19 protein-coding genes are annotated in these 22,390 nt (G+C 69.5%); 13 read left to right on the forward strand and 6 right to left on the reverse strand.

Annotated features, from left to right (window positions below; genetic code table 11):
* The first annotated feature begins 127 nt into the window (after positions 1-127).
* The 6 genes from ON27_RS02860 to ON27_RS02885 are packed head-to-tail and all read left to right on the forward strand — an operon-like array spanning position 128 to position 6,150.
* Positions 128-355 carry a ferredoxin gene (locus ON27_RS02860; RefSeq protein ID WP_043718912.1) on the forward strand — a complete coding sequence of 76 codons (228 nt, stop codon included), beginning with the start codon at positions 128-130 and terminating at the stop codon, positions 353-355.
* On the forward strand, positions 355-906 hold the full coding sequence (locus ON27_RS02865) for a Cif family virulence factor (RefSeq protein ID WP_043718883.1): 552 nt from the start codon (positions 355-357) through the stop codon (positions 904-906). Before ON27_RS02860 ends, ON27_RS02865 begins: the two co-directional genes overlap by 1 nt.
* Before the next feature lie 5 nt (positions 907-911).
* Positions 912-2,162: an alpha/beta hydrolase family protein gene (locus ON27_RS02870; RefSeq protein WP_043718913.1), complete on the forward strand. Its 1,251-nt coding sequence runs from the start codon at positions 912-914 to the stop codon at positions 2,160-2,162.
* Positions 2,163-2,187: 25 nt separating this feature from the next.
* Positions 2,188-3,798: an acyl-CoA synthetase gene (locus ON27_RS02875; protein ID WP_043718884.1), complete on the forward strand. Its 1,611-nt coding sequence runs from the start codon at positions 2,188-2,190 to the stop codon at positions 3,796-3,798.
* Between the two features lies 1 nt (position 3,799).
* Positions 3,800-4,894 (forward strand): NAD(P)H-dependent amine dehydrogenase family protein, encoded by a 1,095-nt coding sequence (locus ON27_RS02880; protein ID WP_043718886.1) that lies wholly within the window; start codon positions 3,800-3,802, stop codon positions 4,892-4,894.
* A 29-nt stretch (positions 4,895-4,923) separates the two neighbouring features.
* Positions 4,924-6,150, forward strand: coding sequence for a cytochrome P450 (locus ON27_RS02885; protein WP_043718888.1), 1,227 nt, complete (start codon positions 4,924-4,926; stop codon positions 6,148-6,150).
* 58 nt (positions 6,151-6,208) lie between these two features.
* Here ON27_RS02885 and cyp51 read toward each other — a convergent pair whose 3' ends face one another.
* Positions 6,209-7,573, reverse strand: a complete 1,365-nt coding sequence (gene cyp51 / locus ON27_RS02890) for a lanosterol 14-alpha demethylase (RefSeq protein ID WP_043718891.1) — start codon at positions 7,571-7,573, stop codon at positions 6,209-6,211.
* Between the two features lie 182 nt (positions 7,574-7,755).
* On the opposite strand from cyp51, the gene ON27_RS02895 reads away from it, so the two are divergent.
* Positions 7,756-8,955 carry an MCE family protein gene (locus tag ON27_RS02895; protein ID WP_245559764.1) on the forward strand — a complete coding sequence of 400 codons (1,200 nt, stop codon included), beginning with the start codon at positions 7,756-7,758 and terminating at the stop codon, positions 8,953-8,955.
* On the opposite strand, the gene aztA is transcribed toward ON27_RS02895, so the two are convergent.
* Complete coding sequence (gene aztA, locus ON27_RS02900) at positions 8,952-9,644, reverse strand: zinc ABC transporter ATP-binding protein AztA (RefSeq protein ID WP_043718894.1); 693 nt, start codon at positions 9,642-9,644, stop codon at positions 8,952-8,954. The two genes, ON27_RS02895 and aztA, sit on opposite strands and share 4 nt — an antisense overlap.
* A 58-nt stretch (positions 9,645-9,702) precedes the next feature.
* Here aztA and aztB point away from each other — a divergent pair, with 58 nt between their 5' ends.
* From aztB to ON27_RS02930, 6 genes are all read left to right on the forward strand, one after another.
* Positions 9,703-11,709: a zinc ABC transporter permease AztB gene (aztB, locus tag ON27_RS02905; protein WP_043718896.1), complete on the forward strand. Its 2,007-nt coding sequence runs from the start codon at positions 9,703-9,705 to the stop codon at positions 11,707-11,709.
* A complete protein-coding gene (gene aztC, locus ON27_RS02910; RefSeq protein ID WP_043718898.1) occupies positions 11,706-12,623 on the forward strand; it encodes a zinc ABC transporter substrate-binding protein AztC in 918 nt (305 codons plus the stop codon). The genes aztB and aztC overlap by 4 nt, the downstream gene beginning before the upstream one ends.
* Before the next feature lie 34 nt (positions 12,624-12,657).
* Entirely contained in the window at positions 12,658-13,827 is a 1,170-nt protein-coding gene (aztD, locus tag ON27_RS02915) for a zinc metallochaperone AztD (RefSeq protein ID WP_043718899.1), read from the forward strand.
* A gap of 220 nt (positions 13,828-14,047) precedes the next feature.
* Positions 14,048-15,898 carry a hypothetical protein gene (locus ON27_RS02920; RefSeq protein WP_051046159.1) on the forward strand — a complete coding sequence of 617 codons (1,851 nt, stop codon included), beginning with the start codon at positions 14,048-14,050 and terminating at the stop codon, positions 15,896-15,898.
* A gap of 214 nt (positions 15,899-16,112) precedes the next feature.
* Entirely contained in the window at positions 16,113-17,210 is a 1,098-nt protein-coding gene (locus ON27_RS02925) for an amidohydrolase family protein (protein ID WP_083887348.1), read from the forward strand.
* A gap of 163 nt (positions 17,211-17,373) precedes the next feature.
* Complete coding sequence (locus ON27_RS02930) at positions 17,374-18,660, forward strand: YhgE/Pip domain-containing protein (RefSeq protein ID WP_043718927.1); 1,287 nt, start codon at positions 17,374-17,376, stop codon at positions 18,658-18,660.
* A gap of 46 nt (positions 18,661-18,706) precedes the next feature.
* Here ON27_RS02930 and ON27_RS02935 read toward each other — a convergent pair whose 3' ends face one another.
* From ON27_RS02935 to ON27_RS02950, 4 genes are all read right to left on the reverse strand, one after another.
* Complete coding sequence (locus ON27_RS02935) at positions 18,707-19,981, reverse strand: ABC transporter substrate-binding protein (protein ID WP_043718905.1); 1,275 nt, start codon at positions 19,979-19,981, stop codon at positions 18,707-18,709.
* Positions 19,978-20,799 (reverse strand): carbohydrate ABC transporter permease, encoded by an 822-nt coding sequence (locus tag ON27_RS02940; RefSeq protein WP_043718907.1) that lies wholly within the window; start codon positions 20,797-20,799, stop codon positions 19,978-19,980. The genes ON27_RS02935 and ON27_RS02940 overlap by 4 nt, the downstream gene beginning before the upstream one ends.
* Positions 20,789-21,655, reverse strand: a complete 867-nt coding sequence (locus ON27_RS02945; RefSeq protein ID WP_043718910.1) for a carbohydrate ABC transporter permease — start codon at positions 21,653-21,655, stop codon at positions 20,789-20,791. Before ON27_RS02945 ends, ON27_RS02940 begins: the two co-directional genes overlap by 11 nt.
* 43 nt (positions 21,656-21,698) lie before the next feature.
* Positions 21,699-22,390 (reverse strand): SDR family oxidoreductase (locus ON27_RS02950; RefSeq protein ID WP_043718929.1); only part of this gene is annotated, 692 nt, incomplete at its 5' end.

Consider the following 22,390-nt stretch of genomic DNA (forward strand, 5'->3'; position numbering starts at 1 on the left):
GCGCGTGTTCATTCGTCCAATGTGCGTGGCTTCGCGCACCTTCCCATCGCCGTGGAGACCCGATGAGCGTCGACCAGAACCGATCAGCGTGCCGGGGTCCGCTCCGCGCGGCCGCGAGGAGCCGACCATGAGAATCCGGGCCGATCTGGATCTGTGCCAGGGCCACGCGGTCTGTCAGGCCGAGGCGCCGGAGGTTTTCACGGTGCCCAAACGCGGCCGGGTCGAGATCCTCGACGACGCGCCGACCGGCGAACACGAGTCCGCCGTGGCGAATGCCATTCGTTATTGCCCCACCCAAGCCCTGTCGATCGCCGATCCGGGCGCCACCGACTCCTCTCCGAAAGGTACCGACTGATGCCAGGTTTCGACCGCGCCGAGCTCGACGAGATGATTCAGCGCTGGATCGTGGAGAACCAGCGCTGCGAGGAGAAGGGCGACTGGAAGCCGCTCGCGCAGATGTACACCGAGGACGCCACCTACGGCTGGAACTACGGCCCCACCCAGGAGTTCATGGCCGTCGGGCGCGACGAGATCCGCGATCTGGCCCTCGGCCAGGAGATGGCCGGACTGGAGGGCTGGAGTTACCCCTACCAGGAGTTCGTGGTGGACGAACGCAGCGGCAACGTCATCGGATTGTGGAAGCAGATCAGCGAGGCCAAACGTCCCGACGGGCGCAACTATTCGCCCGAGGGCATCGGCGGCAGCTGGTTCCGCTACGGTGGCGACTTCCAATGGTCCTGGCAGCGCGACTTCTTCGACTTCGGCAATGTCTCGGCGCTGTTCCTCGAGATGATCACGAACAACGCGCTCACGCCCGGCATGCAGAAGCGCATCGAGCGCTCCGTCTCCGGCAAGCCGCTGCCGGGGTGGTATCGCATCGGCGAATCGCCCGTCGCGCTGTGGTGACCGACATGGCCGCACCACACAGCCGATTCGCCGGCCTGGATCGCGAAATACTGGCCGCGCTGGTGCCCGAACTGCTGCTGTGCGGGCACCTCATCGACCGCTCCGGCATGGCGCACTCGATCGCGGCATTCGGCCGGGAGGGCATGACCCAGGTCGCCATCGAGGAGTGGCAGGTGGCCAGCCCGGTCTACACCCGGCGCATGCAGCGCGCGCTCGGCTTCGCCGGCGACGGCGTGGAGACCATCTTCAAGGGCCTGCAACTGGACATCGGCGCGCCCCCGCAGTTCATGGACTTCCGTTTCCGGGTCGAGGATCACCACCACGGCGAGTTCTGGCTCGACCACTGCGGCGCGCTCGCCGACGTGGAGCCGATGGGCGAGGACTTCGTCGTGTCGATGTGCCACGACATCGAAGACCCGACGTTCGACGCGACCGCGCTGGCCACCAATCCGCACGCCCAGGTCCGGCCGATCCACCGGCCACCACGCCGGCCGGCCGATCGGAAACCGGTGTGCGCATGGACGGTCGTCATCGATCCCGCGCACGTGCCGCCGCCGGTGCCGCCCAACGCCGAGCTGGTCGCGGGATCGGTGGCCGCCGGTCTGGAGCTGAGCGAGATCGACCGTGCCGAGGAAGGGCGGCCGGACTACTCCGGCCCGCTGCTCAGCGATGTGCGTTTCGCGGACTTCTCCCGCTCCGCGCTGGTCCGCCTCGCCGACGAAGTCTGCTTGCAGCATCATCTGCTCACCCTCGGGTTCATGATCGCGGTGCGGGCCAGGACAGAGGCCGCCACGGCGCTGGAGATCGGGCGCAAACAGTTCGCCGGGATCGCCGGGCTCACCAGTGAACGCCTGCGCGCCTGCCTCGGTCTCGGTGACGACGCCGCCGCGCTGGCGACGGTGCTGCGGCTGCATCCCGCCCTGAATCCGCTGCCCTACACCGGAATCGAGGTCGCCGACAGCGGTGCGACGGTCACGGTGACGTTTCCGTCCGCGAGCGGCGCGCAGACCGACGGAACCTGGCCGTCGATGCTCGACCCCGAGCATCTGGAGCCGCTGAACGCCCTGGTCCGTGGCGTGAACCCACGTTTCTGCGCCGAGGTCGTCAGTACGGGCGAGCACGGGTGGCGCGCCGGCATCACGCTCGGCGACAAACCGTTCCGGGAGGCGACGGAAGTCGCGATCACCCGGTTCAGCACCGGCGCCGCGTTCACGTTCACCGACCGGGGGATACCCCTTCCGCTCACCGTCGTGTGACAGCCCCACCCAGAGATGGAACGACATGGCAAACAATTTCGCCGACCTCTTCGAGCACTCCGTGGATGCCATGCCCGAACGGGTGGCGCTGATCCAGGCCGGACGCCGGGTGACCTTCCGCGCACTCGACGCCCGGGCCAACCAGCTCGCGCACTATCTGGCGACCGTGGGCGTCGGCCCGGGGACCCATGTGGGGTTCCAGATGCACAACGGCATCGAGACGATGGAGACGCTGATCGCGTGTTTCAAACTCGCCGCCGTCCCGATCAACATCAACTACCGGTACGGCGTCGGCGAGCTGGCCTATGTCTACGCCAACGCGGATCTGGAAGTGCTCGTCCATCACTCCTGTTATTCACGAGCCGCACAGGAAGCCCGCGCGCAGACACCCGCGTTGCGGCACACGATCTGTGTCGATGACGAATTCACCACGGACGGGGCGGATTCCGCGGATATCGGATACGAGGCCGCCCTCGCCGGCAGGCCGACGGATCGTCCGGTGGTCGAGCGCGGCGCCGACGACCTGTTCATGATGTACACCGGAGGGACCACCGGCATGCCGAAAGGCGTGATGTGGCGGCAAGAGGACATGTGGCGGGTCCTCGGCGGCGGTATCGACTTCTACACCGGCGAGCCGGTCGCCGACGAGTTCCAGCAGTCCCGCACCGGCGCCCGGAACGACCCGGGCACCTGGCTGGTGCTGCCGCCGCTGATCCACGCCGCCGCCATGATGCCCACCTTCACCGCGCTGTGGTCGGGCAACACCGTCATCTTCGAGTCCCGGTTCGACGCCGTGCGGGTCTGGCGGACGGTGGCGCGGCAGCGACCCCAGGTCATGGTGATCACCGGCGACGCCATGGCCCGGCCGCTGATCGAGTCGTACCGGCGCGACCCGGTGGACGCCTCGTCCTTGCTGGCGATCGCCTCCGGCGCCGCGCTGCTCTCGCAACCGGTGAAGAACACGCTGCTGGAGCTGTTTCCCTGGGCGGTCGTCTCGGACTCCATCGGATCCTCGGAAACCGGTTTCGGCGGCATCGGCTTCGCGCAGAAACACGACGATCCCGCACGCGGACCGCGGGTGCAGACCGGCCGCGGCGCGGTCGTCGTGGACGACGACGGCGGTCCGGTTCCGCCCGGTTCGGAGGGCTGGCTGGCCAAGACCGGCAACGTGCCGATCGGGTACTACAAGGACCCCGGCAAGACCGAGAAGCTGTTCAAGACCGTCGACGGCCTGCGCATGGTCGTCACCGACGATCGCGCCCGCGCCGAGACCGACGGGTCGATCACGCTGATCGGCCGCGGCAACATGGTGATCAACACCGGTGGCGAGAAGGTGTTCGTCGAAGAGGTCGAAAGTGTCGTCAAGGCATACGACGCGATCGCCGACGCGGTGGTGATCGGGGTGCCGCACGAACGCTGGGGGCATCAAGTCGCCGCGGTGGTGTCGCTGTCGGGTCCGGGGCCGGTCGAGTTCACCGACCTGCACGCGCACGTTCGCAGGTATCTGGCCGGATACAAGGTGCCCAAACAGATCTGGATCGCGGACGATGTCGTGCGCGCGCCGAGCGGCAAACCCGACTACCGGTGGGCCAAGCAGTACGTCGCCGGTCGCGGACCCGACCACAAGGTGGACTGACGTGATCCGGGTGATCCAGTGGGCGACCGGCGGGGTCGGCCGCGCGGCCATCGAGGGCATTCTCGACCATCCCGAGCTGGAACTGGCCGGAGCGTGGGTGCACAGCGCCGACAAGGACGGCAGGGACCTGGGCGAACTGGTCGGTCGCGCGCCGATCGGCGTGCCGGCGACGACCGACGCCGACCGCCTGCTCGCCATGCCCGCCGACTGCGTGCTCTACAGCCCGTTCATGGCCGACGCCGCGACCGTGCGCGCGATCCTGCGCTCCGGCAAGAACGTCGTCACGCCCCTGGGCTGGTTCCATCCGCGCCGCGCGGAGCGGCAGCGCTACGACGAACTGTGCCGCGCGGCCGGAGTCACGCTGCACGGCACGGGAATACATCCCGGCGGTATCACCGAGAAGATTCCCTTGGTGGTGTCGGCGCTGTCGGGCGCGATCACCGAAGTCCGCGCCGAGGAGTTCTCCGACATCCGCACCTACGGCGCGCCCGAGGTCGTGCGGGACTGGATGCTGTTCGGCGCCACGCCGGAACAGGCCGCGACCAGTGTGATGGCGAACGTCCTCGCGGGCGGCTACGGCCAGTCGGTGTGGATGATCGCGGACGCGCTGGGCGTCGCGCTCGACGAGCGGTTGCGGGTGACGCACGAGGTGGCGGTGGCCACCGCGCCGATCGACTCGCCGATCGGTCCGATCGCCCCCGGCCGCGTCGCCGCGCAACGCTTCCGCTGGCAGGGCACCGTGCGGGGCGCGCCGGTGATCACGGCCGCGGTGAACTGGTTCATGGGTGGCGAGAACCTGGACCCGCCGTGGACGTTCGGTCCCGCGGGCGAGCGCTACGAGGTCGAGATCGTCGGCGATCCCGGTGCGCGGGTGACGTTCACCGGTATGCACGCGCACAGCGCCGCCGCCGGGCTGATCCGCAACCCCGGCATCGTCGCCACGGCCATGCACTGCGTGAACTCGATTCCGTACGTCGTCGCCGCCGAACCGGGCGTGCGGACCTATCTCGACCTGCCGCTCGTGGCGGGCCGCGCCGCCGCCTCGCTGCGCGGGACCGGAGGCCACGAGGAGGCCGATCCCGACGGCGCACGCTGATCGGTTCGCATTTCATCTAGGAGGTAGCTATGGCAGCACCGGCGATGCCGGCCGGATTCGATTTCACCGATCCGGCGTTATGGGAGAACCGAAGTCCGGTCGAGGAATTCGCACAGCTGCGGCGGACCGCGCCGGTGTGGTGGAACGCGCAATCGGACGAGACCTCCGGCGGCTTCCGTGACGGCGGCTACTGGGTGGTGAGCAAGCTCGCCGACATCAAGGAGATCTCCAAGCACCCGGAACTGTTCTCCTCGGAGCGCAAAGGGGCCATCATCCGCCTGCCCGGGGACATCACGCCGGAGCAGATGGCGTCCACCGGCGCCCTGCTGGTGAACATGGACCCGCCCAAGCACTCCAAGATCCGGCGCATCATCGCCAAAGGCTTCACGCCGCGAGCGGTGGAGAACCTGCGCGCGGCGCTCACCGAGCGCGCCGAGCGCATCGTGCACGGGGCGAAGCGGGCCGGTGGCGGCGACTTCGTCGAGCAGGTGGCCTGTGAACTTCCGCTGCAGGCGATCGCGGAGCTGATCGGCGTGCCGCAGGCGGACCGGCGCAAGCTGTTCGACTGGTCCAACCAGATGCTCAACTACGACGATCCCGAGTACGGCGATCCCGCCATGGCCTCCGCGGAGATCCTCGGCTACGCCTGGAACATGGCCGAGCAGCGCCGCGCCTGCCCGGTCGGCGATATCGTGAGCGAACTCGTGCACGCCGACGTCGACGGCGAGGCGCTCGGCTCCGACGAGTTCGGCTTCTTCGTCATCCTGCTCGCCGTGGCGGGCAACGAGACCACCCGCAACGCCATCACCCACGGCATGAAAGCGTTCGTGGACCATCCCGAGCAGTGGGAGATCTACAAGCAGCAGCGGCCGCGCACCGCCCCTGACGAGATCGTGCGCTGGGCGACGCCGGTGACCGCGTTCCAGCGCACCGCTACCCAGGACACCGTGCTGGGCGGTCAGGAGATCGAGCAGGGCCAGCGGCTCGGATTGTTCTACAGTTCGGCCAATTTCGACGAGGACGGCTTCGCGGATCCGTTCGCTTTCGACGTGCTGCGCGACCCGAACCCGCATGTGGGTTTCGGCGGCACCGGCACGCACTACTGTGTCGGCGCGAACCTCGCCCGGCTGGAGATCGATCTGATGTTCAACGCGATCGCCGACGTGATGCCCGGCCTGCGGCAGGTGTCGGATCCGGTGCGCCTGCGGTCGGGCTGGATCAACGGCATCAAGAGCTGGCAGGTGCGGTACGAGTAGCCGGGAGCGCGTGCTCCCCGTCGCCGCGGCGGGGAGCAGCGCGGACCCGGCCGCGCCGTCAGCCGTTGCCGTCCTTGCGGCGCCGGCGATAGCGGACGGTGCAGGGCTGCGCGAGCTGCACGACCATCTTGGAGTGGTCGTTGCGATAGCTGTCGGACGGCTGGGTCATCTCGAATTCCCAGTCCCGCAACAGCAGCGAGAAGATGGCCTTCAGCTGCATCAGCGCGAACGCCGCGCCGACGCAGCGATGACGGCCCGCGCCGAACGGAATCCAGGTCCAGCGGTTGACGAGATCGGCTTGGTCGGGATCGATGTAGCGGCCGGGATCGAAAGCGTCCGGATCGGGGAAGTCCTCCGGAATCCGGTTGGAGATCGCGGGTGTGGCGGCGACGTGGTCACCGGCTTCGATGCGATGACCGCAGACGTCGAATTGGCCTCGGGCCACCCGCATCAGGATGATCAGCGGCGGGTGCAGGCGCAACGTCTCCTTGAGCACGGATTCCAGATGCGGGATCTGGCGCAGCGCGCCGAAACTGATGTCGGAGCCGTCGGCGTAGAGCTCGTCGAGTTCGGCGACGACCCGGCCGAGCACCTCGGGGTGGCGCAGCAGTTCGATGATCGTCCAGGCGGCCGTGCCGGAGGTGGTGTGATGACCGGCGAACATCATGGAGATGAAGATGCCGGTGATCTCACTGGCGCTGAAGCGCGGTTCGCCGTTGTCGCCGGGAATCGAGATGAGCACGTCGAGCATGTCCCGGTCGTCCTTGCCGGTCGGCGGGTGGGCGGCCCGGCGGTCCATGATCGCCTGGACCAGCTCGACCAGTTCGGCGCGTGCCCGGTCACGGCGGCGGAAGCTCTCGATCGGGGCGTACGGGTCGACGTAGGCCAGCGCGTCGGTGCCGCGCTCCAGGTCGTGGTAGAGGTGCGCGAAGCGGTCGTCGAGGTCGTTGCGGAACTTCACGCCGATCAGGCAGGCCGAGGACGTGTAGATGGTCAGCTCGGCGAAGAAGTCGAGCAGGTCGATCTCGCCCTCGTCACCCCAGCGCGCCAGCATCCGCTCGACCTCGCGGGCGATGGTCGCGGCGTGCCCGCGCATGTGCTCGGCGCGCAGCGCCTGGTTGTGCAGCATCTCCTTGCGGCGTTCCGGGCTGGCGTCGAAGACGACGCCGTCGCCGAAGATGGGCTTCATGAAGGGATAGGCGGCGGCCTGGTCGAGGTCCTCGTCACCGGAGCGGAAGAAGAATTCGTTGGCCTCCGCGCCCGAGAGCAGGATCACTTGTCGTCCCGCCAGATCGAACGATCCGACGTCGCCGCACTCCTCGCGGACCCGGCGCATCAGTCCGATCGGGTCGACGCGGAACTCCTCCAGATGACCGTGCTCGTGGTCGCCTCCGGATACCCGACGTGGTTTCACCAGAGTCATTGGAAATCCTTCCCCAGATAAGTGTCCAAGTTTTATGATGGACACGTGTCTGGACAGTACTACGGCCAGCGAGCGTCCGGCAAGACGGGTGCCGCCGTCGCACGCCGGACTTCGGAGCCGAAGGTGGACCGCACCGCCGTCCGCGCACAGCCCGCGACCTGAAGTGATCGGTGGATTCGAAGATGAATTTCGGCAGGCAGACCATGGTGGTCACGTGGCGGGTGTTCCGGTTGAAGATCGCCGGGGCGGCGCTGGTCCTGCTCGTCGCGGCGGTCGTCGTGGTCGCCGTCGCGATGTTCGCCGGACGGTTCCACTCGACCGTGACGGTCACCGTCGAAGCGCCTCGCTCGGGGCTGGTGCTCGACCCCGATGCCAAGGTGCGGATGCGGGGCGTCGAGATCGGCAGGGTGAGCGCGGTGGAGTCCGGAGCCGACCGGGCGCGCTTGCGCCTGGCGCTTGATCCGGAGCTGCTGGAACTGGTGCCCGCCAACGCGACGGTGGACATCCGCTCCACCACCGTGTTCGGGGCCAAATACGTGAATTTCGTGGTTCCCGGCGTTCCTTCGCGGACGCCGATGCGACCCGGCGCGACGATTCGCGCGGACTCCGTCACCGTCGAGTACAACACGCTGTTCCAGCGCCTCAGCGAGGTACTGGCCGCGATCGAGCCGGCCGAGCTCAACGCCGCTCTGGCCGCGCTGGGCACGGCGCTGCGGGGCCGCGGCGACCGGCTGGGCGATCTGCTCGCCCGCGCCGACGACTATCTGCGGCAGGTCAACCCGAGCCTGCCGGCGCTGCGGCGGGATCTGTCCTCCGCCGGGCAGGTCACCGAGCTGTATGCCGACACCGCCCCCGATCTGTTGCGCACGGCAGGCAACGCCACCGTGACCGGTGCGACGCTCGCTCGCGGCGCCGCGGACCTGGATGCCGTGCTGCTCACGCTGATCGGCTTGGCCGACACGACCCGCTCGGCGCTCACGGAGAACGAGCCGGGGCTCACGGCGGTGCTGGAGACTTTGCGGCCCACCAGCTCGCTGCTCGACACGTATTCGCCCGTGCTGTACTGCGTGGTGGTCGGCATCGCGAAAGCGCTTCCCGCCGCCGAGGCCATCATCGGCGGAAACGCGCCGGGGGCGATCTTCAACGCGAGCTTCATGTACGGCGCGCGGCCCTACGAGTATCCCGGCGACCTGCCGAAGGTGAACGCGACCGGCGGGCCGCGGTGCGACGGAATCCTCGACCGGGTTCCCGGCAGCCACGCCGACTACGTGGTCACCGATACCAACGAAGGCGCGCCTTTCACGCCGTCCATCGCGGTCGTGCCGAACGCTCCCAAGGTCTTTCAGATCCTTTTCGCCGGAATGCCCGGAGTGCCGCGCTAGTCGACCGTGGCTCTCTCCGGTTCGGGGCTGCCGAGAACGGTCGACGGGTCGCCCTGCCCGGTGACGTGACCATCGCGCAACAGCAGGCAGTGGTCGGCGCGCAGGGCGTCCTCGTGGCGGTGGGTGGCGTGCACGACCGTCACGCCCTGCGTTCCGACGCCGCGGATGGCGTCGGCGATCTCCTGCTGCGCGGCCGCGTCCAAGCCGGTGGTCGGTTCGTCGAGCAGGAGCAGATCCGATTCCTGGGCGAGCGCCTGGGCCAACAGCGCCCGCTGACGCTGGCCGCCGGAGAGGGTGTCGAGCCGGCGCTCGGCCAGGTCGGCGATATCCATCCGGTCCAGGCACGCGCGCACAACGGCGTGATCCTGCCGGGTGAGACGCCGCCATGCTCCGCGATGTGCCCAGCGTCCCATCGCGACGGTCTCGCGAACGGTGATCGGCAGGGTCGCGGGGACGGCGCTGTGCTGCACGACGAACGCCGGTCGCCGCAGATGTTCGCGGTTCACCGTGCCCGCCGTGGGCGCGATGACACCGGCGAGGACGCCCAGCAGAGTGGACTTGCCGGACCCGTTGGGGCCGACGAGCGCGGTCACCTGTCCGCCCGGGATCGTGGCGCTGACCTGGTGTAGCACCGGACGTCCCCGATAACCGGCCGTCACCTCGGCGACATGGACAGCTGGCGACGGCATGGCGGGCTCCGATCGGCTCGTTGAAATGAAAACCGTTTTCATTGTAGAGTGCTGCGCCATGGAGTGGTTGGCCCCGTTCGAGGTGTCGTTCGTGCAGCGGGCGCTGTGGGGCGGGCTGCTCGTGTCGTGCCTGTGCGCACTGGCGGGGACGTGGGTGGTGGTGCGCGGCATGGCCTTCCTCAGCGACGCCATGGCGCACGGCATGCTGCCCGGCGTGGCGATCGCCGCGCTGCTCGGCGGAAATCTCCTGGTGGGCGCGGCCTTCAGCGCAGCGGCCATGGCCGTCGGCGTCTCCGTGCTCGGCCGGGGCACCAGGTTCGCGGCGGACACCGGCATCGGGTTGCTGTTCGTCGGGATGCTGTCGGCGGGCGTGATCATCGTGTCGCGCTCGCCCTCGTTCGCGGTCGACCTGACCGGCTTCCTGTTCGGTGACGTGCTCGCGGTGCGCGAGCGTGACCTGTGGTACCTGGCTGTGGCCGCGGTCGTCGCCGCCGTGATCTCCGTGCTCGGCTACCGGGCGTTCGTCGCGCTCACCTTCGATCCGCGCAAGGCGCAGACCCTCGGGTTGCGGCCGCGCGTGGCGAACGTGGCGCTGATCGGGCTGGTCACCCTCGCGATCGTCGCGTCGTTCCACATCGTCGGCACGCTGCTGGTCTTCGGCCTGCTCATCGCGCCCCCCGCGGCGGCCGTCTATTGGGTGCACCGCATTCCGGCGATCATGCTCACCGCCGCTGCGCTCGGCGCGGTGGCCACCCTTGTCGGGCTGCTGATCTCCTGGCACGCCGGCACCGCCGCGGGGGCGACCATCGCGGCGACGGCCGTCGCGCTGTTCTTCGTGTCGGCGTCGACGGCCTGGCTGCGGGAGCGCGTCCGCGCTCTTCGAGTGTCACCGCAGCCGCTGACGCTGCTGCTGGTCCTCGCCGCGATCACGCCCTTGATCGGATGCGGGACAGGCGAACCCGACTCGCCCGCCGAGCCGACCCCGCACGGGTACGTGGCGGGCGCGGAGGAGACCGGCGAGGCGCAGCCTCGTCTCGTGGTGGCCGACAACGGCACCGGAGCCGTGCGGGTGATCGACCTCGTCACCGAGGAGGTGGCCGACCTCGGCCGGATGGAGGGCGTCGACCGGGTGAGCGCCGACGGACGCTTCGCGTTCCTGTCGGCTCGCGGCCGGGTGCGGGTCGTCGACGCGGGCTCCTGGACGGTCGACCACGGCGATCACGTGCACTACTACCGCGCGCGGCCTCGCGAAGTGGGCGCGTTCGACGGCGGGCCGGTGGCGGGCGCGCACGGGGACAGCGCTCTCGCGGCGGTGACTTCCGAGTCGGGCGCCACCGCGCTGCTGGACCGCTCCGCGCTCGCCGCCGGGTCGCTGCGGCAGCACGACGTGATCGCCGACGGAGTCGCCGTGCCGTACGCCGAGCACCTGCTCGTGGCCGTGCCCGCGCGTGGGCAGGTCGAAGTGCGCAGAAGGGACGGCGCGCAGGCAGCGGTCCTCGCGCAGCCGTGTCCTGATCCGCGCGGCTCGGCGGTGACCAGGCGGGGCGTCGTCTTCGGTTGCGCCGACGGCGCCTTGGTGGTGACGGCACGCGACGCGGTGTTCTCGGGCGAGAAGATCCCGTATCCGCCGGGAACCGCCGACGCCGACCGCGCAGCCGAGTTCTTCCATCGCCCCGGCAGCGCCACCTTGGCGGCGAAGGCCGGTGGGCGCGGCGTCTGGGTGCTCGACGTCCGGCGCAAGACCTGGACCTCGGTGCACACCGGTCCGGTGGTCGCGGTGAACACCGCGGGGGAGGGCGCCGCCCTGCTGACGCTCACCGCGGACGGTTTCCTGCACAGCTACGACCCCGCGTCCGGCCGCGAGTCCGCCGTGGCGCGGCAGCTCACCGCGCCGGTGCTCACCGCGGCGCCCGGTCCGGTCATCCTGGTCGACCAGCACCGCGCCTATCTCAACGATCCCGTGGCGCGGCTGATCCACGAGATCGACTACACCGACAACCTGCGCACCGCGCGAACGTTCGATCTCGACGTCACCCCGACGGTCATGGTGGAGACCGGCCGATGACATTCACCGCTCGTCTGTGCGCGCTGATCGCCGCCGCGCTGCTCGCGCTGACCGGATGCTCGAACTCCGGCGCGGACGGTGCCGGAATCATCGTCACCACCAACATCCTCGGCGATCTCACCCGCGCCGTCACCGGGGACGCGGCCGAGGTCACGGTCCTCATGCCGACGGACGCCGACCCGCACTTCTTCGCGATCTCCGCTCAGCAGGCGGCGCGGCTCGAACGCGCGAGCCTGATCGTCTACAACGGCCTCGGCTTGGAGGAAGGCGTGCTCCGCAACGTCGAGGCGGCCGAGGCGTCGGGGGTGGCCGGCGTAGCCGTCGGCGCGGCGATCGATCCGATCAGCTACTCGGCGGAGGAGGCGAACGGGCGGCCGGATCCGCACTTCTGGACCGATCCGCGCCGGGTGCGCAGGGCGGTGGAGGTGATCCGCGACCGGATCATCGACCACGTCGACGGAGTCGACGCCACCGCCGTCCGCGCGGGCGCCGACCGCTACCTGGCCGAACTCGATCGGCTCGACCGCTGGATGACCGAGCGGTTCGCGACGATCCCGCCCGAACGGCGCAAGCTGGTCACCAACCACCACGTTTTCGGCTACCTGGCCCAGCGATTCGGTTTCGAGGTGGTGGGCGCCGTGATACCGGGTGGAACCACGCTCGCCTCGCCGAGCCCGTCGGATCTCGCCGCGCTCGCCGGGACGATCCGGGCCGCCGGGGTGGGCGCGATCTTCGCCGATTCCTCGCAACCCGACCGTTTGGCCCGGGTGCTCGCCGACCAGGTCGGTGTGCACGTCCAAGTGATCCCCCTGTACTCGGAGTCGCTCACCGAACCCGGCGGTGGCGCGGGCACCTACCTGGAGATGATGCGGGCCAACACCGAGTCGATCGTGCGCGGCCTCGCCGCCCCTTAGCGCCCAACCAGTAGAACGAAAGACGGAGACACTCATGCCCGTTCGGTCACGAACCACGAAATCGGCCGCTCTGACCGGCTTGCTGACCGCAGCACTCACCGTCGCCGGTTGCGGTGCCGGCACCTCTGCCGAACAGGACACCCGGCGTGCCCGGATCGCCGATCCCATCGCGGTCACCTACGACGGCGGGATCCACGTGCTGGACGGAACCACTCTCGAGCTCGCGGAGACGGTCGAACTCGACGGGTTCAACCGGCTCAACCCGGCGGGCGACGACCGGCACCTGATCGTCTCGACCAAAGAGGGCTTCCGCGCCTTCGACGCCACCGCGGCCGAATTCACCGGCGCCGACTTCCCCGGCCACGAGCCGGGACACGTGGTGCGCCATGCCGGGCGGACCGTCCTGTTCAGCGACGGCACCGGGGAAGTCGTCGCGTTCGACACGGCCGACCTCGCCGCAGGGAAGCCGAAGACCTCGACCTATCGCGCGGCCGCCCCACACCACGGCGTCGCGATCGAACTGGCCAACGGCGACCTCGTCGTCACACTCGGCACCGAGGAGAAGCGCACCGGGATCGTGGTGCTGGACCGCGATCGCGCCGAGAAGGCGCGCAACGAGGACTGCCCCGGCGTGCACGGCGAGGCGACCGCCGCGGGGGAGGCCGTCGTGGTCGGCTGCCAGAACGGCGTGCTCGTCTACCGCGACGGCAAGATCACCAAAGTGACCAGTCCGACCGCGTACGGCCGGATCGGCAACCAGGCGGGCAGCGACGCCTCGCCCGTCGTCCTCGGCGACTACAAGCAGGACAAGGACGCCGAACTGGAACGCCCGCAGCAGATCTCGCTGATCGACACGGTCACCGGCGCACTGCGCCTGGTCGATCTGGGCGCCAGCTACACCTTCCGTTCGCTGGCCCGGGGGCCGCAGGGTGAAGCCCTGGTCCTCGGTACCGACGGGCGCATTCACGTGATCGATCCCGTCGCAGGCGCGGTCGTGCGCTCGATCCCGGTCACCGGCCCCTGGCAGGAGCCGCTGGAATGGCAGAAGCCGCGCCCGGCGCTGTTCGTCCGCGGCGGCGCCGCCTACGTGTCGGACCCCGCCACCAAGCAGGTCCACCGCGTCGAACTGGCGACCGGAGCGAAGACGGCGACCGTCACCCTGCCGGGCACACCGAACGAATTGAGCGGTACGGCCGGTCACTGACGCCGATCCGCTCGACCGGGCGTGGTTCGTCGCGACCGGGATCGACCTGCCGTGGACCGGCATCGCGGGCACCGCCGCGCTGATCGAGGCCTTGCCGGCCGACGCGCATCGGACGTCGAGGAGATCGAGCCGTCGAGCTCCCCGCCGTATCGGCGGTAGCGGATCCGAATAGGCCGCGAAGGACGGATTCCCGGCCCGGGGAACGCTACGGTGGGATGACATGGACACTGCTGTGCTCGCCCTACCGGAGCCCGCGCGCGCCCCTCGGTCCGGGGCGTCGACGCGGGGCCGGTTCCGGAGGGCGGCGAAGGCGCGGCCGGTGGTCGTCGTCGCGGGCTGCCTGGTTCTGGCGCAGTTGGCGATTCGCTGGTGGGTGGCCGACAGCGGGTACTTCTACTGGGACGATCTCATCCTGGTCGGCCGAGCGGCCCGATACGGCCTGTGGTCCACCGACCTGCTGCTGTACGACCACGACGGACATTTCATGCCGTTGGCCTTCGTGACGGCATGGGCGGTGAACGCGGCGGCGCCGCTGGTCTGGGCCGGTCCGGTGGTGGCGCTGCTGGTTATGCAGTTGGGCGCGTCGGTGGCCGTGGTGCGGATGCTGCTGCTGGTGGCGGGCCCGCGATGGTCGATCCTGGCCCCGCTGGTCTTCTATCTGTTCTGCCCCTTGACGATTCCGGCGTTCGCCTGGTGGGCCGCCGCCCTGAACGCGCTGCCGCTGCAATTCGCGCTCGCCTGGGTGATCGGTGACGCGGTGCTGCTCGTGCGGACCGGCCGGCGCCGCTACGCGCTGTCGGGGGTCGCGGTGGTGGCGGGGGCGGTGCTCTTCTTCGAGAAGGCGGCGATCGTGCCGTTCGTCGCCTTCGCCGTCGCGGCGCTGGTCCGCCACGTCGACGGCAGCGTGGCCGCGATCGCGGTGGCGGCGCGGCGGGGTGCGGCACTGTGGGCCGGATCGGGGGCGGTGCTGGTCTGCTGGTTCCTCGGGTATGTCGTGATCGTCGACGATCCGGCCCTGCCCAGCGGTGCGCACGAGCTGCGCGCACTGCTTCCCGGCGCGGCTTCGCTGGGCATCGTGCCCGCTTTGTTCGGTGGCCCGTGGGAGTGGGAGCGGTGGCTGCCGTCGACGCCGTGGGCGGATCCGCCCGGCTGGACGGTGGCGTCGGCCTGGATCGCGCTGGCCCTGGTGGTGGCGCTGTCGATGCGGGCCCGGCAGCGTATCGGGGCGGTCTGGCTGGCGGCCGCGGCTTATGTGCTGGTCGCCCAGCTGGCCGTGGCGTTGGCTCGTGGCGGACCGAACACCGCGGACGAGCTCATGCAGTCGCTGCGGTACTTCGCCGACATGGCCGTGGTGATGGCCGCCGCCGGGGCGCTGATGCTGCGTGCCCGGCCTCGGGCCGCGCGTGGTCCGAGGCTCGCCGCGCTGCCCGGCCGGCCCGTCACGGTCGCGGTGACGGTGGCGTTCCTGGTGAGCAGTCTCTGGTCCACGCTGACATTCGTGCAATCGTGGCGTGCCGGCCCCACCGAAACCTATGTCACGAACGTGAAATCGGCACTGCGCGAGTGGGACGGCGCGCCCCTGCTGGAGCAGGAGGTGCCGTGGAATGTGTTGAATCCGCTGGCATACCCGCAGAACCTGACCCGCAACGTGCTGGCGCCCGTCGCCGCTCCCGGCACGTTCGCGGACTCGACGCCGCACCTGCGCATGATCACCGACCAGGGGGAGATCGTCGAAGCGGCGGTCTGGTGGAACCGGGTCATCCTGCCCGGACCGGAACCCGGCTGCGGGCACCGGATCCGTGGCGCCGTCGCGGCCCGCCTGCCCCTGGACGGGCCGATGATCGCGAACAAGTGGACGGCGCAACTCAACTACCTCGCCAGTCGCGATGGCCGGATCAGCGTCGCCCTGGAACAGGGCCAGGCCGTGTCGGCGCCGGTGCGCAAGGGGCCGAACACCGTGTTCGTTCGCGTCGTAGGCAGTGGCTCGGCACTGCGAGTCGTCTCCGAGACACCAGGTCTCGACCTCTGCGTCGGGGTCGGTCCGGTCGGTGTCGCGTCCTACGACAACTGAACCGCTGTTTCCCGGCTGCTTCGCCGCCCCGAGTCCGAACAACCGTCTGGTGGTACCGCTCCGTGCCGCTCGGTAACTGCATGGCAGCCACGGTTCTGACTTTTTCGTCATCGAGCACTTGACGACCGTTTCATCGTGACTGATGATTTCATCATCAATGATCGCAGCGCGGCAGTGTGAGGACTTGATGACCGATTTCCGATCTCGCAGGAAGATGAACAGGCGTCGTGCCCTGGGCGGCATCCTGGCCGGAACGCTCGGCGTCGCCGCGACGACGACGGTCGCCCGGGCGACCCCGGCGCGCACCCGCCGGCCCGCGCCCTCGGGCGCCTACCGGATCGACTTGCACGCGCACTTCCTGCCGCCGGACTACCGCGCGGCGTTGCTCGACCACGGTCACGTCACCATCGGCGGGTACCCGACGCCGGACTGGTCACCGGAACAAGCGCTGGCGTTCATGGACTACTACGGGATCCAGGCGCAGGCCCTGTCGGTGTCCGATCCCGGCGTGTCGTTCCTGCACGGCAAGGAAGCCAGCGACATGGCCCGCTACTGCAACACCTACGCCGCGGGGCTGTTCGAGTCGCACGCCGGACGATTCGGCGCCTTCGCGGTGCTGCCGATGCCCGATGTCGCGGCTTCGATCGCGGAGGCCGTCTACGCGCTGGACGAACTGCACCTCGACGGTGTGGTCCTGCTGTCCGCCTACGACGGCGTCTACCTCGGCGACCCGCGTTTCGAGCCCCTGATGATCGCGCTGCAACAGCGGGGCGCCTACGTCTTCGTGCACCCGGCCGCCATACCCGTCGACGCCAAGCCGCAGCTGCCGCTGCCGGACTTCTTGGAAGAGTTCACCTTCGACACCACCCGGGCGGCCACGTTCATGATGGCCACCGGCCTGACACAGCGCTATCCGAACATCCGTTTCCAGCTGGCGCACGCGGGCGGCACCCTGCCCTTCCTGTCCCACCGCGTCAGCGTGGCCTCGCAGACGGTGCTCGGCGAGCTGTGGCCCGACGATCTGCCCCGGCCGTCGATTCTCGACACGCAGCGCCAGATCGCGAACTTCTACTACGACACCGCGCTGAGCGGTTCGGCCGCGGCGATGGCGAGCGTGCTGGCCGTCAGCTCGCGCGAGCACGTCGTCTTCGGTTCCGACTGGCCGTTCAGCGCGCTCACCCTCCCGCAGACCGGCACGCGCGACCCGGCCCCCGGCCTGAGCGAGATCTTCGACGCCGACCAGCGGTTGGAGGTCGAACGGCGCAATCCGCTGCGACAGCTGCCCCGGCTGGCCGAAGCGGTCGGCTCGTGACCGGTCGCCGCGGATCTTCGGACCGATACCCGGTACCCGGCGAAACTCCGCCCGTGATCCCCGGATGTTCGCGCACACGGGTGATGATAACCAAGAGTTCGCGCAACGCGTCGGCGTCGCCGCGCAGCAGTCACTGGTCATCGCCGTGAGAGGAGCCGGTCCCATGGCAGCGAAACCCACGCGGGTCCGTACCTGGGCCCGGCCCGTCGTCGTCGTCACGCTGCTCATGGCGTTGCTGTCGGTGATGTACCTCGGGTACGTGGTCGACCCCGAGAAGAATCTGCACGACCTGCCGCTCGCGGTGGTCGATCAGGACGTCGGCGACACCCTCGCCGGACAACCGGCCGACGTGGGCCGCCAGATCACCGAAGCGCTCACCGCGAACATCCCGGCCGACAAAGTCGACCTGCGCGTCGTCGGCATCACCGAAGCGCAGCGCTTGCTGCGGGACGGCAAGATCTACGGCGCGATCGTCATCCCGAGCGATTTCACCAAGCGGCTCGCCATCCTCGGCGCCGCGAGCGTGGTCCCCGGGCAGGTCGATCGGCCGGTGATCACCGTCGAAACCAATCCGCGCACCGGCGCGTACGCCACGCAGATCACTCTTCGCATCGCCGAACAGGCGCTCGACCAGGTCAACGTCACCGTCGGTCGGCAGCTCACCGCCGCCGTCGACGAACAACTCCGGTCCTCCGGTGCGCCCGCGCCGCAGCCGGCCGGAGCCAGCCGGCTGTTGCTCGCCGAACCGATCGATGTGGTGATCGCGCCGTATCGGCCACTGCCCGAAGGCACCGGCGGCGGCCTGTCGGCCTTCTTCTACACGCTGCTGATCCTGCTGGCCGGATTCACCGGCGCCATGATCATCCACACCATGGTGGACGCTTCCCTCGGGTTCACCCCGACCGAATACGGGCCGTGGTACGTGCACTATCCGCCCACGCCGATCTCCCGGCTGCGCACACTGCTGCTGAAGTGGGGCGTTCTGGCCATCGCCGCGCCGATCGTGTCCGCCGTGTTCCTCGCTGTCGCGACGGCATTGGACATGCCCATCGACAAAGCGCTGCTGCTGTTCCTCTACTCCACCTTCGCGATGCTCGCCGTCGGCGTCACCGCACTGTCGATCCTGGCCGCCTTCGGCGCCGCGGGCATGCTGGTCAACCTGATCCTGTTCATCGTGCTCGGGCTCCCCTCGGCGGGCGGAACGGTGCCGATCGAGGCGACGCCGACCTACTTCGCCTGGCTGTCGACGTTCGAGCCGATGCATCAGGTGTTCCTCGGTGTCCGCGCCATCCTGTATTTCGAGGCCGGCGGGGCGGCCGGGCTGGAGCGCGGTATCTGGATGACACTGCTCGGCCTGGTCATCGGCCTGTGCGGCGGAGCGGCGGTGACGGCGTTCTACGACCGGAAGGGGCTGTCGCGCACGGCGGATCGCGGGGGTGCGCGGGCGTAGTCCGGCTGGACGCACTCGATCCCGGCCGGGTGCCGGGACGCCCCGCTCAGTTCTGGGCCACGGCCGACTCGGCCGCGGCGCGGGCGCGCGACAGCGCTTCGGGCACCGGAATCCGGCCGAGATACATCTCGGCGAAGATCGGATCGACGGCGCGGAGCGCGGCCGGGAAGCCCGGACCGCCGCCGGATGAGATGCGGGGGCCGCGCAGGACGTCGAAGAAGGGAGCGACGTCGACTCCCTTCCCTGCCCAATAGTCGCGATAGCGCTGCTGTTCGGCGACAACGGCAGGGATGGCGGCTCCGCCTTCGGCCAGGTAGCGATTGCCCGCGCCACTGCCGAGCCAGGCCAGGACCCGGCGCACCGCGTCCGGATGCCGGGTGGCGGCGTTCGCGGCGACGCCGATCGCGTTGTTGGTGCTCACCCGCCCGGCCGGTCCCTCGGGCAGCAGCGCGACGCCCCAGGAGAAGCGGGCCTGCTCGGAAATCCGCGCGAGGCTGAAGGTCCCCGACTGGAACAGCGCGAGCTTGCCCTGCAAGAAGGCGTTTTTCGCGAAGTCGGGATTGGTGTTGGTGTCCGCGGGCGAGGGCGTGAGCCCGTCGGCGACCAACCGCACCAGATACTCGAACGCCGCGACGCCCTGCGGGCTGTCGAAGACGAAACGGTCGTGGTCGTCCTGGAATCGTGCTCCCGCCGAGCCCAGATAGGGCAGCTCGATGGACTGGAAGTCGTGGCCGGCATTGTATGCCCAGACAGCTGCCGCCGCAAGTCTGCGCAGGAGCGGGCGTAAGCCGTCGTTGCCGCCGGGACTCCACCGCAGCGCGGTCAGCTCGGCGGGATCCACGCCCGCGGCCGCGAGCAAGTCCCGGTTGTAGTACACCGCGGTACCCGCGTCGACGAACTGTGGGACGGCCCAGAGTTTTTCGGCGCGGGTGTACTGTGCGACCGCCGACGGGTCCCAGGACCGCGCGGCCTCGGGCCCGAGTGCTGCCCCGACGTCGATCAACCACCCCGCATCGGCATAGTCCTCGTAGAGGTTGGTCCAGAACAGGTCGTCGGCGGTCCCGCCCGCCACGTCCAAGCGCAGCTTCTGCTGATACGACGACCACGGCACCACCGTGATCCGAACCTCGAGATCGGGATTGGCCCGCTCGAACTCCGCGAGCGAGGCACGGTAGCGGGGAACGAAACTTTCGTCCCAGATCCGCAGACTCACCACGGTGCGACCGGACCCGTCAGTGTGGCGGCCCAGCCACGAGACGGCACCCACCAGCAGCGCCACCGCGAGCGCGAGGGCCAGTACCGCGCGGGTCGAGGTTCTCATTTGACTCCCGTCCACGCGATCGAGCGCAGCACCTGCCGCTGGAAGACCACGAACAGCACCACCAGCGGCGCGATGGCCAGTGTCGTGGCCGCCAGCACCAGCGTCCACTGCGCGTCGTACCGGGTCTGCAGATTCGCCGTCGCCACGGTCAGCACCTGCCACGAGCGGCCGCTGCTCGCGACCAGCGGCCACATGAAGTTGTTCCACTGCGAGACGATCGTGATCAGCGTCAGCGTCGCCAGCACCGGCCTGCTCATCGGCACCATCACGTGCACGATGATGTCGAGGGTGTTCGCGCCGTCCAACCGTGCCGCGCCGATCAGCTCGTGCGGGATCGCGCGAAAATACTGACGCAGCAGGAAGATCGCGTAGGGCGAGCCGAAGACGAACGGCAGCACCAGCGCCCAGAAGGTGTTGAGCAGCTCCAATCGCGCGAACATCAGATACAGGGGGATCAAAGTCACCATGGGCGGCACCATCATGGTGCCCAGATACACCCAGAACAGCGCGTCGCGGCCCGGAAACTCGGTGCGCGCGAACGCGTACGCCGCCAACACCGAGGTGACGAGCTGGCCGCCGGTGACGAATACCGTCAGCAGCGCGGTCACCACCACCGCCCGCCCGAATCCGTAATCCAGGACGGTCCGGAAGTTGTCCAGGGTGGCGGGCCGCGGCAGCGCCAGCGGCGACCCGGACGCGAACCGGCCGGGCGTCTTCACCGCGGTGACCGCGCTGAGCAGCAGCGGGGCCACCGTCAGCAGCGCTCCGGCCGAGACCACCGCGTAGGCCGCCGCCGAACGAAGACGTTCAGAGTTCATAGGTGGTCCGATCCCGGAAGTAGCGGTGCTGTGCCATGGTGATCGCGAACATCACCACGCACACCACGAGCGCCATGACGGCGGCCCGCCCCGGCCGGGCCGCGTCGAACGCCTCGGCGAAAATCCGCATCGCGACCACGTCCGTTCGATCGCCCGGCCCGCCCTTGGTCAGCGCGTAGACGGTGTCGAAGGTCTGGAACGCGGTGAGCACCCCGGTGACCAGCACGAAGAACATGGTGGGACGCAGCAGCGGCAGGACCAGCCAGCGGATCCGGCGCCAGCCGGTGGCCCCGTCCAGAGCTCCCGCGTCGAGGATCTCACTCGGTATCGCGCGGATTCCGGCCACGAAGAACAGCGCCACGTAGCCGAAGTTCGCCCACACGCTCACCGCGGCCACCGACGGCAGCGCCAGCGCCGGATCCGACAGCCATTCGACGCGCCGGCCGAGCAGGGCGTTGACCGCGCCCCCGGTCGGCGCGAACATCCACTGCCACACCACGCCCACCGCCACCGGCGCGCACATCCACGGCAAGGTGTACAGCACCCGCAGAGTCGTGGCACGCCGCCGCCGCGCCAGCGCGGCCGCGACCGCGAACCCCAGCGCGGTCTGCGCGGGCACCACGATCGCGGTCAACGCCAGCGTCACCAGCAGGGCGTGGCCGAACGCGGGGTCTCCCAGCACCGAGCGCCAGTTGCGCAGGCCCACGAATCGCATCGGCCCCAACAGGTTCCAGCTGTGCAGACTCAGCCAGGCCACCAGCAGGATCGGCAGCACCAGGAACACTCCGACACCGATCAGGCTCGGCAGCAGAAGTACATAGCTCGTCACGGTACGACGAGCCGCACGCCGGTTCATGTGCTGCGACGTTACCGCCCCCGCCCCGCCCCGTCCGGCGGCGTCAGTCGGTCGGACCGCCCGCCACGTAGATCACCTGGCCGGAAACGAAACCCGCGCCCTCGCTCACCAGGAACGAGGCGGTGTGCGCGATGTCCTCGGGAGTGCCGACGCGCTGCACCGGAATCTGCGCGGCGGCCGCCTTCTGGAAGTCCTCGAACGAGACGCCGACGCGGTCGGCGGTGGCGGCGGTCATGTCGGTGACGATGAACCCGGGAGCGATGGCGTTGGCCGTGACGCCGAACTTGCCCAGCTCGAACGCCAGCGTCTTGGTGAAGCCCTGCAAGCCCGCCTTGGCCGCGGAGTAGTTGGCCTGGCCGCGATTGCCGAGCGCCGAGGTGCTGGACATGTTGACGACACGTCCCCACTTCTGCTCGACCATGTACTTCTGCACCGCCCGGGTGAGCAGGAACGCGCCGCGCAGGTGCACGTTCAGCACCGCGTCCCAGTCCTGCACGGACATCTTGAACAGCAGGTTGTCGCGCAGGATGCCCGCGTTGTTCACCACGACGGTCGGCGCGCCCAGTTCGTTCTCCAGTTCCCGGACGGCGGCGGCCACCGATTCCTCGTCCGACACGTCGGCGCCGAGTGCGACGGCCTGCCCGCCCGCCTCGGTGATCGCGCCGACGGTGGCCGCGCAGGCGGCCGCATCGAGGTCGAGCACGCCGACCCGCAGCCCGTCCGCCGCCAATCGCC

Origin of the sequence: Nocardia asiatica NBRC 100129, from assembly GCF_000308415.1 — a bacterium.
GTDB lineage: Bacteria > Actinomycetota > Actinomycetes > Mycobacteriales > Mycobacteriaceae > Nocardia > Nocardia asiatica.

Coding starts and splice junctions, on each gene's coding strand:
- ON27_RS02875 (WP_043718884.1), top strand. CDS start 2,188: ATGGCAAACAATTTCGCCGACCTCTTCGAGCACTCCGTGGATGCCATG.
- ON27_RS02945 (WP_043718910.1), bottom strand. CDS start 21,655: ATGAACCGGCGTGCGGCTCGTCGTACCGTGACGAGCTATGTACTTCTG.
- aztD (WP_043718899.1), top strand. CDS start 12,658: ATGCCCGTTCGGTCACGAACCACGAAATCGGCCGCTCTGACCGGCTTG.
- ON27_RS02885 (WP_043718888.1), top strand. CDS start 4,924: ATGGCAGCACCGGCGATGCCGGCCGGATTCGATTTCACCGATCCGGCG.
- ON27_RS02860 (WP_043718912.1), top strand. CDS start 128: ATGAGAATCCGGGCCGATCTGGATCTGTGCCAGGGCCACGCGGTCTGT.
- ON27_RS02935 (WP_043718905.1), bottom strand. CDS start 19,981: ATGAGAACCTCGACCCGCGCGGTACTGGCCCTCGCGCTCGCGGTGGCG.
- cyp51 (WP_043718891.1), bottom strand. CDS start 7,573: ATGACTCTGGTGAAACCACGTCGGGTATCCGGAGGCGACCACGAGCAC.
- ON27_RS02940 (WP_043718907.1), bottom strand. CDS start 20,799: ATGAACTCTGAACGTCTTCGTTCGGCGGCGGCCTACGCGGTGGTCTCG.
- aztB (WP_043718896.1), top strand. CDS start 9,703: ATGGAGTGGTTGGCCCCGTTCGAGGTGTCGTTCGTGCAGCGGGCGCTG.
- ON27_RS02865 (WP_043718883.1), top strand. CDS start 355: ATGCCAGGTTTCGACCGCGCCGAGCTCGACGAGATGATTCAGCGCTGG.
- ON27_RS02925 (WP_083887348.1), top strand. CDS start 16,113: ATGAACAGGCGTCGTGCCCTGGGCGGCATCCTGGCCGGAACGCTCGGC.
- ON27_RS02930 (WP_043718927.1), top strand. CDS start 17,374: ATGGCAGCGAAACCCACGCGGGTCCGTACCTGGGCCCGGCCCGTCGTC.
- ON27_RS02870 (WP_043718913.1), top strand. CDS start 912: ATGGCCGCACCACACAGCCGATTCGCCGGCCTGGATCGCGAAATACTG.
- ON27_RS02895 (WP_245559764.1), top strand. CDS start 7,756: ATGAATTTCGGCAGGCAGACCATGGTGGTCACGTGGCGGGTGTTCCGG.
- aztC (WP_043718898.1), top strand. CDS start 11,706: ATGACATTCACCGCTCGTCTGTGCGCGCTGATCGCCGCCGCGCTGCTC.
- ON27_RS02920 (WP_051046159.1), top strand. CDS start 14,048: ATGGACACTGCTGTGCTCGCCCTACCGGAGCCCGCGCGCGCCCCTCGG.
- aztA (WP_043718894.1), bottom strand. CDS start 9,644: ATGCCGTCGCCAGCTGTCCATGTCGCCGAGGTGACGGCCGGTTATCGG.